Below are 13,577 nucleotides of genomic sequence, written 5' to 3'. Positions count from 1 at the left end.
GGTGATCAGCTGACGACGTCGTACTTGCCGAATCCGGTGGCGACGGTGACCGGTTCGCGGAAGAGGTCGAGGGGGCGTCCGGGGTCGAACGCGCCGGAGTGCCGGTAGGCCTCGAGCGTGCCGTCGGGGCGCAGGCCCAGCAGGTCGGGACGCCCGTCCAGGTCGATGTCGGCGAGCGTCATCAGCCGCATGACGTCCCAGCCGTGGGCGACGGTGTGCCAGGTCCCGTCGGTCGCCTTGCCGGGCGGGCCGGCGAACTCGTACAGGTCGAGGTCGCCGTTCGCGCGGCGGACCAGCAGGTCGAGGGTGCCGTTGCCGGTGAAGTCGGCCATGGCCACGGGGAGGTCGTCGACGTCGATCTCGGTGAGCCGCACCGGGTCCTTGTCGAAGGTGTCGTTCTTGACGACGCCCCGGTCGCGGTGCGGGAACAAGTCCACGTTGCCGGCGTCCTTGCCGCGGCCGAACGTGTCGTCGGTGCCGGTGCCGGTCACGTCGGCGAACCCGATCGTCTCCCACTCCTGGCCGTCGTCGCGCTTGCCGGAGACGCGGACGGGCTCGGCGAAGGGGCCGATCTCGCCGGGGCCGCCCAGGTTACGCAGCAGGAAGAAGCCGTGCTCGCCGTTCTCGCCCGGGTTGATGTCGTACTCGCTGGCGCTGAACGCGCAGATGTCGGCGCGCCCGTCGCCGCTCGCGTCCACGGCGCGGACGAAGAAGAAACGCCACCAGCCGAATCGCTCGCCTATCTTGACCGGCTCGTCATAGGTCCCGGTTCCCCGGAACTCACCGCTGTGCGGATAGACGAACAATTCGCCGGTCTCCGTGTTCCGCACGAGCAGATCCGGCCGTCCGTCGCCTCGAAACGACCGGCACTGACCGTTCGCGAAATTCGGCGCCATTGTTGAACGCTCCTCCCCGCCAGGTTTTCCCTGCCAAGCGTCATCAGTATTTGCGAGGTGGGATAAGGCGGGTAACCCCTAGCGCCCATTAAATCGGCTGGTCAGCCCCGAGTGCCCGGCCCCGGCGGCATGCCGAGATGCCCGGGGAGCGTCCCTCTCGGGCCGGCCCGGGACCCGGGCAGGCCGAATACCCGGCACGCGGGCAGCGCCGCCGGGTATCAGGCTGGGTGTCTCAGGTGTCGCGCCAGCGGAAGCGCGCGAACGCCGTGATCAGCAGGACCGCGGTGAAGGCCGCCATCACCGCGAACCCGGGCCAGGGGAGCATCCGGTCGGGGTTCTGCACGGTGGTGGTGATCTGGAGTCCGGCCTGAATGGGCCAGTACGTGCTCACCCAGGCGCCGACCGAGTCCGGCAGTAGCCTGGGCGAGATGATCGGAATGATGAAGTTGACCGCCACCAGCACGGTCGTGGCACTCATCGTGGACCGCAGCAGCCCCCCGAGCGCCACCCCGGTCAGCCCGACCAGCGCCCAGATCAGCCCCATGCCGATGACGGCCCGCAGGACCCCCGGCTGGTCGAGTGAGGCGGCCGGGGCACCGGCCGAGCCGATGACCCCCTGTCCGAGGAAATAGGCGCCGAATCCGGAGAGCCACCCCATGAGCAGGGCGAGCAGCCCGAACGTCGCCACCTTGGCCGCCATCAGCCGGCCGCGCCGCGGGACCACGGTCACGCTGGTGCGGATCAGGCCGGTGGCGTACTCGTGGGTGACCATGAGCACACCCAGCGCACCCACGGTGATCTGGGCGAACAGGAACCCGCCGTACATGCTGATGTACGTCGGGTCGAACATCGCCTTGACCGCCGGCGCGGCCGCCAGATAGTTCTCGCTGGCGCCGTTGGAGGTGAGCGCGCCCGCGCCCACCATGAGGACCACGGCCGCGAGCATCGTCGGGATGTTGGCTGGGATCGTACGGAATTTCGTCCACTCCGAGCGGATCGTGTCCGCGAGGACCGCGCTCATGCCGCACTCGCCTGGAACTCGATGCTGTCACGGGTCAGATTCATGTACGCCTCCTCCAGAGAGCGCTGCGGCGTCAGCTCGGTGAGCACCACCCCGGCGGCCAGCGCGACCTTGCCGATCTCCCTGGAATCCAGTCCGGTCACGATGAGCGCGCCGTCGGCGCCCGGCTGCACGTCAGCGCCGGCCGCGGTCAGGCGGCGGGCGAGCTTGTCCTGCTCGTCCACCCGCACCAGCACGCTGGACCCCTGCCGGACGAACTCGGTGATCCCGATGTCCGCGATGAGCTTGCCCCTGCCGATGACGATGAGGTGGTCGGCGGTCTGCGCCATCTCGCTCATGAGGTGGCTGGAGACCAGGACCGTGCGGCCCTCGGCGGCCAGGGAGCGCATCAGCTCGCGGATCCACTTGATGCCTTCGGGGTCGAGGCCGTTGACCGGCTCGTCGAACAGCAGCACCTTCGGGTCACCCAGCAGCGCCACCGCGATGCCCAGCCGCTGGCCCATGCCCAGCGAGAAGCCGCCGGCGCGCTTGCGCGCCACCGACTCCAGTCCGACCAGGCGCAGGACCTCGTCCACCCGCGCGGGCGGGATGCCGTTGGTCTGGGCGATGCAGATCAGGTGGTTGCGTGCCGTGCGTCTGGGGTGCACCGCGCGGGCGTCCAGCAGCGCGCCCACCTCACGCATCGGGCGGGGCAGGCCCACGTAGGAGCGGCCGTTGACGGTCACGCCGCCCGAGTCCGGGCGGTCGAGGCCGAGAATGGCCCGCATGGTGGTCGATTTGCCCGCGCCATTGGGCCCGAGAAATCCAGTGACCCGTCCCGGGTGGACACTGAACGTCAATCCGTCGACGGCAGTCTTGTCTCCATAGCGTTTTGTCAAGCCGTTTATCTCAATCATTTCCCCGGTCCTTCCAGTGAGGGGAGCCGGAATTTCGCACCGGGCTGTCTATATAGTGCGCTTTCCGATAAGGGAACCGCCAGGGCATTAAGCAGGGGGCGGAACTTGAGCCGGGTCTCGGCCAGTTCGGCGTCGGGGTCGGAGCCCGCCACGATGCCGCATCCCGCGTAGAGAGTCGCGGTGCCCTCCTGCAGGTGGGCTGAGCGGATCGCCACCGCGAAGTCTCCTTCCTGTTCGTCGTTCATCCAGCCGACGGGGCCGGCGTACCAGCCGCGGTCGAAGGGCTCGGCCTCGCGCAGCCAGTCGAGCGCGGCACCGCGCGGGTGCCCGCCGACGGCGGGCGTGGGGTGCAGCCGCTCGACGAGGTCGAGGACGCTCGCGTTCTCCGGGTCGGCGATGTCGCCGACGACGCGGGTGTGGAGGTGCCGCAGGTTCGGCAGGTCGAGCACGTGCGGCTGGGCCGGCACCGTGACGTCCCTGCACACCTGGCCGAACGCGTGCCGCAGGGTGGCGGTGACGATCTCCTGCTCGCGCCGGGACTTGTCGTCGTGCAGCAGGGCGGCGCGCAGGCACGCGTCCTCGGCCGCGGTGCCGCCGCGGGGCATGGAGGCCGCCAGGCTCATCGACTCCGCCCGCCCGCCGCGCAGGCTGACCAGCCGCTCCGGGGTGGCGCCGACGAACGCGTGCCCGTACGCGGCGACGGCGAAGACGGTGCTGCCGCGTTGCGTGTCGAGCAGGGTCCCCAGCACGGAGGGCAGGTCGTAGCCCCAGGGCGAGGTCACCCGCAGCTGGCGGGCCAGCACCGCCTTGTCGAAGTGGCCGCGGGCGATCTGCTCGGTGGTGAGCGCGACCAGCGCCTTCCACTCCGACGCTGAGGGGATCTCGAGCGTGGTCGTGCCCTCGATCAGCGGAACGGGGCAGGGACGCACCCCGGCGCCCGAGAGCAGGGCGACGGCGTCGGCGGCGGCGCGGGCCGGGCCGTCGGTCGTGGTGAGGCGGGGGTCGACGCTCGCGGTGAGCGCGAGCGTGGTCCTGCCGCCGCGGTCCCGCGCGATCAGGACCCTGGGCACCCACATCAGCGCCTCGGGCAGCGGTCCCGGGCGCGGCGCGAAGGAGAAGCCGCCGACCAGGGACGGCGTCGTGGGCGGGGCCGGCCCGCCGGCCACCGCCGTCTGCAGCGCCTGCTCCCAGTCGCGCCGCACGCCGCCGAACCTGTCATGGCCGGCATGCGTGAAGTCCATGGCGCTGCCCATGGCCAGGACGCTGGAGTGCGGCGACACCCAGACGAATGTCCTCGTGGACCGCTCGAACAGCGGTCTGAGCAGCCCGGCCGGGTCGACGGGCGGGATCTCCTGACGCCAGACGGCCAGCGCCCGGCGGGCGCTGTTGCGTGCCTCGACGACGGCCTTGGCATGCACTTCCAGGAATCCGGGCAGGTCGATGCGCATCAAGCGTCCTTCACGAACGACGAAGGAGCCGCAGCTCCCGAGCCGATGAGACTCGAAGAGAGCGGAGCTCCCGAGCTAATGAGAAGGGCGGTGAGCGTCTTCTTGCTGACTTTGCCCAGCGGGGTGAGCGGCAGCTCGTGAACGATCTCCAGGCGGTCGGGGAACTTGAAGGCCGCGACGCCGCGTCCGCGTAAGAAGAGGGAGAGCTCCGCCAGCGTGGGCGGCGTGCCGCGAGGGACGACGCAGGCGCAGATCCGCTCGCCCAGCACCTCGTCCGGCAGTCCCACCAGCGCGACCTCTCTGATGCCTGGATGCGCGAGCAGCTGGTTCTCCACCTCCTCGGCGGCGATCTTCTCGGCGCCCCGGTTGATCTGGTCCTTGACCCTGCCTTCGAAGACGATGTGCCCGCTCGGCAGCAGCCGAACCAGATCCCCGGTCCGGTAGAACCCGTCGGCGGTGAACGTCCTGTCGTTGTGCTCGGGCGCCCGGTAGTAGCCGCGAACGGTGTACGGTCCCCGGGCCAGGAGCTGGCCCACTTCGCCCGGGGGCACGTCGTGGTCGTCCTCGTCCACGACGCGTACCTCGTCGTCGGGCGAGACGGGCAGTCCCTGGCTGACGAGGACCACGTCCTCCGGATCATCCCACCGGTGGAACCCGCACAGTCCCTCGGCCATGCCGAAGGCCTGCTGGAGGCGGCAGCCGAGCGCGGGCTCGACCCGGCGGGCCAGCTCCGGCTGGAGCTTCGTGCCGCCGATCGTCACGCGGCGCAGGCTGGACAGGTCGTACTCGTCCCACTCGGCGGCCTCCATCCACAGCAGCGCCGCGCCGGGGATCAGGCCGGTCTCGGTCACCCGCTCCCGCTCGATGATCGGGAAGGTCTCGTCCGGACTGGGCCCTGGCGCCAGCACGAGCGTGCCGCCCGCGTGGAACGTGGCCAGCAGCCCGTGGGTCAGCGGCCAGTTGTGGGTCAGCGGCAGGCTCACCAGGTGCACGGTCTCCTCACCGTAGTCGCACGCCTCGGCGACAGCGCGCCCGCTGTAGGACCATTCCTGGTGGGCGCGGGGCACGAGCTTGGGCACGCCGGTCGTGCCGCCGGACAGCAGGAACAACGCCACCTCGGCGGGGTCGGGGCGGGGCAGGTCCACCGGGTCTCCCCGCACGTCGCCGAGCGCGGTGAAGCCGCCCGGGTCCCCGGCGACCAGCACGTGCTTGAGCGTGGGGACCCGGGCGGCGACGTCAGCGGCCAGTTCCCGGTAGTCGAACGCCATGTGCACGTCGGGGATGACGTAGGCGACCGCCTCGGTGAACTCGCAGAAGTACGTGATCTCGCTGCTGCGGTGGGCGGGCAACGCCAGCACCGGCTGGGCGCCGATCCTGAACAGGGCGAACAGCAGCGCGACGAGCTCCGCCGTGTTGGGGAGCTGCACGACGACGCGGTCGCCCGGGCCGATGCCGAGCCAGTCCAGTCCCGCCGCCAGGCGGTCGGCGCGGGTGTCCAGCTCGGCGTAGCTCCACCGGTCCGTGCCCGCCACCAGGGCGGTCTTGTACGAGTGCGTACGGGCCAGGCGGCCGAGAAGCTCGCCGAGCGTCTCGTCGCGCCAGTGGCCGGCCACGCGGTAGCGTTCGGCGAATTCCTCCGGCCAGGGGGTGCATCCGTCCAACACGTGTACGTCCTTTCCCATCTTCGTCGAGGTGGCTGGCCGCGTTCTCAGCTCACGGCCTCGGCGAGCAGGTGGTCGGCCAGCTCGGCGGGGGTCGGATAGTCGTAGATCGCATCGGCCGCCACCTCGATGCCCGTCATCTCGACGAGCCGGTTGCGCAGCTCGACCGCGGCCATGGAGGAGAAGCCGAGTTCGAAGAACTCCGCGTCCTGCTCCATCGCGTCGGGCCGCGGCAGCTGCAGGATCGCGGCGGCCTGGCTGCGTACGACGTCGAGCACGATGCCGCGGTGCTCATCGGCCGGGCTGCCGGACAGCAGGCGGCGGAACGCGGCGGCGCCCTCCACGAGCTCGCCCGGCCCCTCCTGCGCGCCGGCGGCCTGCGGGATCCCCTCCAGCAGCCGGGCATGCCCGGCCACGGCGAGCGAGGCCCAGTCCGGGTCCGCGACCACGAGCGCCCAGTCCCCCTGGCGCAGCGCCTGCCGGATGGCGGACACCGCGTCCGCGGGCTCCTTCAGTGCGGCGGCGACGGCCAGCGCGGGCCGTCCCGCGGCCAGCCGCTCGGCCGCCAGCGCGGTGAAGTACTCGTACGTCTCCGCGCCGTCGCCCCACGCGGCCTGCGCGGACGCCAGGAGGACGAAGACGGGCACGTCGGCCGCGCGGGCCGGCTCGTCGAGCGCGTGAGCCGCCTCGGCCGTCGTACAGACGACGGCGGTCACGACCCCGCCCTCGGGAAGCCGCCCATCGACGTCCTGGACGACCACGCCGGGCTCGCTCTCCAGTCCGGAGGCCGGCTCGGTCAGGACGACTCGGTCCGCGCCGTTGCGCGCGGCCCACCTGGCCAGTTCGGTGGACGTGTCGTCGAGCGGGCCCGCGAACAGGACCGTGCCGCCGGGCCGCCATTCGCGACCGAGCGGCGTGCCGGTCGGCGGCGCGGGGCGCAGTCTGCGGGCGAAGACGCCGCCCGAGCGCACGGCCACCTCACGCTCGCCGGTCAGCCCGGACAGCACCACGCACAGCCGGCGGATGGCCTGCTCGTTCGGCTTGGCCGGGAGATCGATCAGCCCGCCGCGCCGGTCCCCGCCGGTCGCCGCCCGCAGAGCCCCCCAGTCCCGGGCGCTCTCGGGTCCGGCGACGCGGTCGGACGGCGCCACCTGGATGGCACCGCACGTGAGGAACCAGACCGGCGCCGACCCCGCCGGTAGCGCAGGGGCGGGCGCGCCCTCGGGGAGCAGGCAGATGACGCCTGCCGCGCCGCCGTCGGTTTCCGGCATCTTGGAGAGCACGACGGTGTCCGCCCCGTGGGCCGCAAGCCCGGCCGCCAGCACCTCCCCCACCGCAACACTGCCTGCCGACGGCCCTGCGCCGTTCGGCGACGCATCGGACGGTGTGGCGCTGCCTGGGGCGACTATCAGCCAGGTGCCGGGGACGGCGGAGGCGGGGAGGTCGGTAAGGGGGTGCCAGCCGAGCTGGAAGCGCACGTCCCCGTGACCGGCGCCGTCCTGCCCGCGCAACCGGGCCAGCGCGGGCAGCAGCTCGTCGAGCGTGGCCCCGCTGTCCAGGCCGAGCACCGCGAGCAGCCCGTCGAGATCCTCGCGGCCGACGGCGTCCCACAGCCCCTGGTCAGGCCGTACGGACTCCTCCACCTGAGGCGGGTCGGGCCAGTAACGCTGCCGTTGGAAGGAGTAGGTCGGCAGCGGGACCGCCCGCGCGCCGGCGCCGATCACCGCGCTCCAGTCGACGGCGAGCCCGTGAACGTGCCCCTGGGCCAGGGCCTCGATCAGCGTGGTGCTCTCCGCCCTGTCACGGCGCAGCACCGGCGCGACGACGCCGGTCCAGCCGTCCAGGCAGTCCTTGACCATGGCCGACAGCACGGCGTCGGGACCGAGCTCGAGGAACGTGGTGACGCCCTGGTCCCGCAGGGTCCGCACGCCGTCGCAGAACCGTACGGCCTGCCGCAGGTGCCGGGCCCAGTACTCGGGCGAGGTCAGCTCCTCGGCGGTGGCGAGCCGGCCGGTGACGTTGGAGACGATGGGCGTCGTGGGCGGCTGGAAGGCCAGCTCCCGCGCGACGTTCACGAACTCCTCGAGCGCCGGTTCCATGAGCGGCGAGTGGAACGCGTGGCTGACGGTCAGCCGCTTGGTCTTGCAGCCGCGGTCGGCCAGCCGTTCGGCCAGCTCCAGCACACTTGCCTCCACGCCGGACAGGACGAGCGAGGCCGGGCCGTTGAGCGAGGCGATGCCGACGCTGTCCTCGTGCCCGGCGAGCAGCGGCAGTACCTGCTCCTCCGTGGCGCCGCGTACCGAGACCATGGCGCCGCCCGGCGGGAGCGCCTGCATGAGCCTGCCCCGGGCGGCCACGAGTGTGACCGCGTCGTCCAGCGACAGCACGCCGGCGACGTGCGCGGCGACGATCTCGCCGATCGAGTGGCCGGCCAGGAGGTCGGGGCGCACGCCCCAGGTCTCCAGGCAGCGGAACAGGGCGACCTCGACGGCGAACAGCGCGGCCTGCGTGTACCGCGTCTGGTGGAGCAGTTCGGCGTCACCGGCGATGACCTCGCGCAGCGGCCGGTCGAGGTGCCGGTCGAACCTGGCGCACACCTCGTCGAAGGCCTCGGCGTACTCCGGCCAGGCCGCATACAGTTCCTGCCCCATGCCGATGCGCTGGCTGCCCTGGCCGGTGAAGAGGTACGCGGTGCGGCCACGGGCCGCCGAGCCCGTGATCACGTGGTCCGAGGGGATGCCGTCGATCGCGGCCTCCAGGCCGGCGGCGAGGTCGTCGCGGGTGGCGCCCAGGACGACCAGCCGCCGCTTGAACGAGGCCCGCGTCGTGGCCAGGGACCACGCGAGGTCGGCGGCCTGCTGGCCGGGCCGGGACGCCAGGTGGTCGCGCAACCTGCGGGCCTGGCCCCGCAGCGCGTCCGAGCTCTTGGCCGACAACACCCAGGGGATCACCGGCCGCCCGGTCTCCGCCTGTTCCGCCGCGGCCGGCTCCTGAGGGGGCTGCTCGATGATGACGTGGGCGTTGGTGCCGCTGATGCCGAAGGAGGAGACGCCGGCGCGGCGCGGCCTGCCCGTCTCGGGCCACGGGGTGGCCTCGGTCAGCAGCCTGACCGCGCCCGCGTCCCACGCGACGTGCGTGGTCGGCTCGTCCACGTGCAGCGTCTTGGGCAGCACGCCGTGGCGCATGGCCATGACCATCTTGATGATGCCCGTGACGCCGGCCGCGGCCTGGGTGTGGCCGAGGTTGGACTTCACCGAGCCGAGCCAGAGCGGCCGGTCCTCGGGCCGGTCCTGGCCGTAGGTGGCGACGACGGCCTGGGCCTCGATCGGGTCGCCGAGCGTGGTGCCGGTGCCGTGGCCCTCGACGGCGTCGACGTCGTCCGGGCGCAGTCCCGCGTCGGCGAGCGCCTGCTCGATGAGGCGCTGCTGCGAGGGGCCGTTGGGCGCGGTGAGCCCGTAGCTGGCGCCGTCCTGGTTGATCGCGGTGCCGCGGACGACGGCCAGGATCGGGTGGCCGTTGCGGCGCGCGTCGGAGAGCCGCTCGACGAGCAGCACGCCCACGCCTTCGGCCCAGCCGGTGCCGTCGGCGGCCTCGGCGAACGACTTGCAGCGGCCGTCGGGGGCCAGCCCCCGCTGGCGGCTGAAGTCGACGAACACCGACGGGGTGGACAGCACGGTGACGCCGCCGGCCAGGGCGAGCGAGCACTCGCCGCGCCGCAGCGCCTGGATCGCCATGTGCAGGGCCACCAGCGAGGAGGAGCAGGCCGTGTCGACGGTGACCGACGGGCCTTCGAAGCCGAAGGTGTAGGAGACCCGGCCGGACGCCACTCCGGCGGAGACACCGGTGCCGACCAGGCCTTCGAGGTCGCCCGTCGGGTTCTGCAGGTGCATGCCGTAGTCGTGGTACATCAGGCCGACGTACACGCCGGTCTGGCTGCCGCGCAGCGTGGCGGGGTCGATGCCGGCGTGTTCGAGCGCCTCCCACGAGCTCTCCAGCATCAGACGCTGCTGGGGGTCCATGGCGATGGTCTCTCGGGGCGAGATGCTGAAGAAGGCCGGGTCGAACGTGGTGGCGTCGTACACGAAGCCGCCCTCTCGGGCGTACGTGGTGCCGGGGTGCTCGGGGTCGGGGTGGTAGAGCTCGTCCAGGTTCCAGTTGCGGTCGGCGGGGAACATCGCCATCGCGTCGCCGCCTTCGGCCACCAGATCCCACAGCTGGTCGGGGTTGGTGACACCGCCGGGGAGGCGGCAGCTCATGCCGACGATGACGATCGGCTCCTCTTCACCGGTCCTGGTCCGGGTGGCGGCGGCCTGCTGGGAGCCGTCGAGCAGGCGGGTCCGCAGGTACTGGACCAGGCCGACGGGCGTCGGGTAGTCGAAGATCAGCGTGGCGGGCAGCCGGAGCCCGGTGACCGCGTTCAGCCGGTTGCGGAACTCGACGGCGGTGAGCGAGTCGAACCCGGCCTCGTTGAAGGGCCGGTCCTGCTCCACGGCGCTGGGATCCGGGTAGCCGAGTACGGTCGCCACCTGGCCGAGCACGAGGTCGAGCAGCACTCTGGTGTGCTCCGACTCCGGCATGCGGGCCAGGCGCTCGCGCAACTCCGACGCGGCGGCCGGGTTGTCGCCCACCACCCGTCTTTTGGGGGTGGGGACCAGTTCCCGCATGATCGTGGGCAGCGCGCCGAACTGGGCCGCTGTCCGCAGGGCGGCGAACTCCAGCCGGATCGGGACCAGCGCCGGCCGGTCCCCGGCGCAGGCCGCGTCCAGCAGCGCGAGCCCGTCCGCGGTGGTGATCGGCGTGACGCCGGTGCGGGCCAGACGCGCCCGGTCGGTGTCGCTGAGCGTCCCGGTGAGGCCGCTGTCCTGCTCCCACAGGCCCCACGCCAGGGAGAGCGCGGGCAGGCCGCGCTTCCTGCGCCGCTCGGCGAGCGCGTCGACGAACGCGTTGGCGGCGGCGTAGTTGCCCTGTCCCGGGCCGCCGAAGACGCCGGCGGCCGAGGAGAACAGCACGAACGCGGTCAGCGGCAGGTCCTCGGTCAGCTCGTGCAGGTTCAGCGCGGCATCGGCCTTGGCGCGGAGCACGGTGTCGATCCGGTCGGGGGTGAGGGCCGCCAGGACGCCGTCGTCCAGGGCGCCGGCGGTGTGGACGACGCCGGTGAGCGGGTGCTCCTGGGGGATGGCGGCCAGCACGTCCGCCAGTGCCTGCCGGTCGGCGGCGTCGCAGGCGGTGACGGTGACGTCCGCGCCCAGGCCGTTCAGCTCCGCCATCAGCTCGGTGGCGCCGTCGGCGGCGGGTCCGCGCCGGCTGATCAGCAGCAGCCGCCGGACGCCGTGCTCGGCTACCAGGTGCCGGGCGACGATCCCGCCCAGGGTGCCGGTCCCTCCGGTGATCAGTACGGTGCCGTCGGGGCCCCAGGGGCTGGTGCGGGACTCGGAATCGCTGTCCGGCGTCGCGGCCGTGCCGGGCTGGGGAGCGCGGTAGCGGGTGAGCCGCGGCACCAGGATCTCGCCCTCGACCAGCGCGATCTGTGGCTCGCCCGAGGCGACGGCGGCCGGGAGCGCCGCCCAGGAGGCGTCCGTGCCGTCGATGTCGAGCAGGATGAAACGGCCGGGGTTCTCGGACTGGGCCGACCGCATCAGCCCCCATACCGCGGCGCCCGGCAGCTCTTGGCCCGAGGCCACAGCGCCCTTGGTCACGACGACGAGCGGAACCTCGGCGTATCGCTCCTGGTCGAGCCAGGACTGAGCGGCCTCGAGCACCTCGCAGGTCGCGAAGCGGGCGCCCGCGGCCTCGTCTCCGCCGGTCCGCGGGGCGCACACGAAGAACGCCATGCGGTGTGCGGCGCCGTCCGGGTCGAGCACGCCTACCTGCGCCCCCGCCGCCTCCAGCGCGGCCTTGAGACGGCTGCCGTCGCCGCCGGCGATGGCGTAGGCAGCGCTGTCCTGTGCGGGAGCGGGTGCCGTCCTGATGGGCATCCAGTCGAGGGCGAACAGCGCGTCGCGCAACCGGTCCGCGCCCGACGTGCTGTCGGCGGCCATCGCCCGGACGACCAGCGAGTCAACGGAGGCGACGGGCGCGCCGGCGGCGTCGGCGACCTCGATCCTGACCGCGTTCGCCCCTGCGGGCGCGAGCCGGACGCGTAGGGCGGCCGCGCCGGTGGCGGCCAGCCGCACCCCGGTCCAGGCGAAGGGCAGCACGGGTCCGCCGCCGTCCTGGGCGGGGAAGAAATCTCCCACGGCGAGCGGCTGCAGCGCGGCGTCGAGCAGCGCGGGGTGCAGCCCGAACCCGCCGGTCTCGGTGCCCTCCGGCAGGGCGACCTCGGCGAAGAGCTCCTGGTCGCGCCGCCACACGGCCTGGACGCCGCGGAAGGCGGGGCCGTAGTCGATGCCGATGGCGGTCAGGAGTTCGTACACGTCGCCGGCGTTCACCGCGGTCGCGCCGGGCGGCGGCCAGGACGGTTCGGCGAACGTGGCCGCGCCGGTGTCCGTGGCGAGGAAGCCGGTGGCGTGCCGGGTCCACGGCTCGTCGTCGAGCCGGGCGTGAACGGTCAGCGGTCGCCGGCCGTCCTCGTCGGGCGCGCCGACGGCGACCTGGACCTGCACTCCCCCGCGTTCCGGGAGGATGAGCGGGGCTTGGAGGGTGAGCTCTTCCAGCAGGTCGCAGCCGGCCTCGTCGCCGGCTCTGACGGCCAGCTCGACGAAGGCCGTTCCCGGCAGGATCACCTGCCCGTTGACGGCGTGATCGGCCAGCCACGGGTGCGTCTTCAGTGAGAGCCGTCCGGTCAGCAGCAGGCCCTCGCCGTCCGCGAGCGAGACCGCGGCCGCCAGCAACGCGTGCCCGGCGGGGCCCATGCCGAGCTCGGTGAGGTCGCCGGTCGACTGGACGGTCTTCGGCCAGTAGCGCTGGTGTTGGAAGGCGTAGGTGGGCAGCTCCACCCGCCGCGGCCGGGCCGGCTCGAACACCCCCTGCCAGTCGATACCGGCACCATGCACCCACAACTCGGCCGCACTCGCCCACAACCGGCGCAGACCACCCTCCTCACGACGCAACGTGCCACACACCACCGCCGCCTCCGCAGCAGCCTCCTCCAACACCTCCCGCATCCCGATCTGCACCACCGGATGCGCACTGACCTCCACAAAGAACCGGAACCCACCACCCGCCAACTCCCCGACCGCCGACGCGAACCACACCGTCTGCCGCAAGTTCTCATACCAGTACGCGGCGCCGACTTCGGTACCGTCCAGCCAGGTCTCACGGACGGTCGAATACCACGGCACCTCGCACACGCGCGGGCTGATCGGAGCCAGCAGACTCGCGATCTCCTCCTCGATCGCCTCCACATGCGCCGAGTGCGAGGCATAATCCACCTCGATCCGCCGCGCCCGCTCACAACCGGCCAGCAACTCCTCCAGCGCCTCCACATCACCGGAGACCACCGTGGAAGAAGGGCCGTTGACCGCAGCGATCGAAACCCGCCCCTCCCACCGCTCCAACAAGGTCGCCACCTCACCCGCCGGGAACGGCAGCGACGCCATACCACCCCGGCCCGCCAGCGCGGTGATCGCCCGGCTGCGCAACGCCACCACCCGCGCCCCGTCCTCCAACGACAGCGCACCGGCCACCACCGCAGCGGCGATCTCCCCCTGCGAGTG

At 72.6% G+C, this 13,577-nt stretch carries 6 protein-coding genes; all 6 read right to left on the bottom strand.

The window, feature by feature from the left end:
* Positions 1–5: 5 nt before the first annotated feature.
* On the bottom strand, positions 6–896 hold the full coding sequence (locus tag ACIBX3_RS59875; protein WP_397129783.1) for an FG-GAP repeat domain-containing protein: 891 nt from the start codon (positions 894–896) through the stop codon (positions 6–8).
* Positions 897–1,128: 232 nt separating this feature from the next.
* A complete protein-coding gene (locus ACIBX3_RS59870) occupies positions 1,129–1,917 on the bottom strand; it encodes a hypothetical protein (RefSeq protein ID WP_397129782.1) in 789 nt (262 codons plus the stop codon).
* Positions 1,914–2,813, bottom strand: a complete 900-nt coding sequence (locus tag ACIBX3_RS59865; protein ID WP_397129781.1) for an ABC transporter ATP-binding protein — start codon at positions 2,811–2,813, stop codon at positions 1,914–1,916. The genes ACIBX3_RS59870 and ACIBX3_RS59865 overlap by 4 nt, the downstream gene beginning before the upstream one ends.
* Complete coding sequence (locus ACIBX3_RS59860) at positions 2,810–4,261, bottom strand: isochorismate synthase MenF (protein WP_397129780.1); 1,452 nt, start codon at positions 4,259–4,261, stop codon at positions 2,810–2,812. Before ACIBX3_RS59860 ends, ACIBX3_RS59865 begins: the two co-directional genes overlap by 4 nt.
* Positions 4,261–5,925, bottom strand: coding sequence for a (2,3-dihydroxybenzoyl)adenylate synthase (locus ACIBX3_RS59855; protein WP_397129779.1), 1,665 nt, complete (start codon positions 5,923–5,925; stop codon positions 4,261–4,263). The genes ACIBX3_RS59860 and ACIBX3_RS59855 overlap by 1 nt, the downstream gene beginning before the upstream one ends.
* A 44-nt stretch (positions 5,926–5,969) precedes the next feature.
* A complete protein-coding gene (locus ACIBX3_RS59850; protein WP_397129785.1) occupies positions 5,970–13,547 on the bottom strand; it encodes an SDR family NAD(P)-dependent oxidoreductase in 7,578 nt (2,525 codons plus the stop codon).
* Between the last annotated feature and the right edge of the window lie 30 nt (positions 13,548–13,577).

Origin of the sequence: Nonomuraea sp. NPDC049480, assembly GCF_044465905.1 — a bacterium.
Lineage (GTDB): Bacteria > Actinomycetota > Actinomycetes > Streptosporangiales > Streptosporangiaceae > Nonomuraea.
The sequence above is the reverse complement of the archived record's forward strand: the minus strand, read 5'-3'. Positions and strand labels throughout refer to the sequence as shown.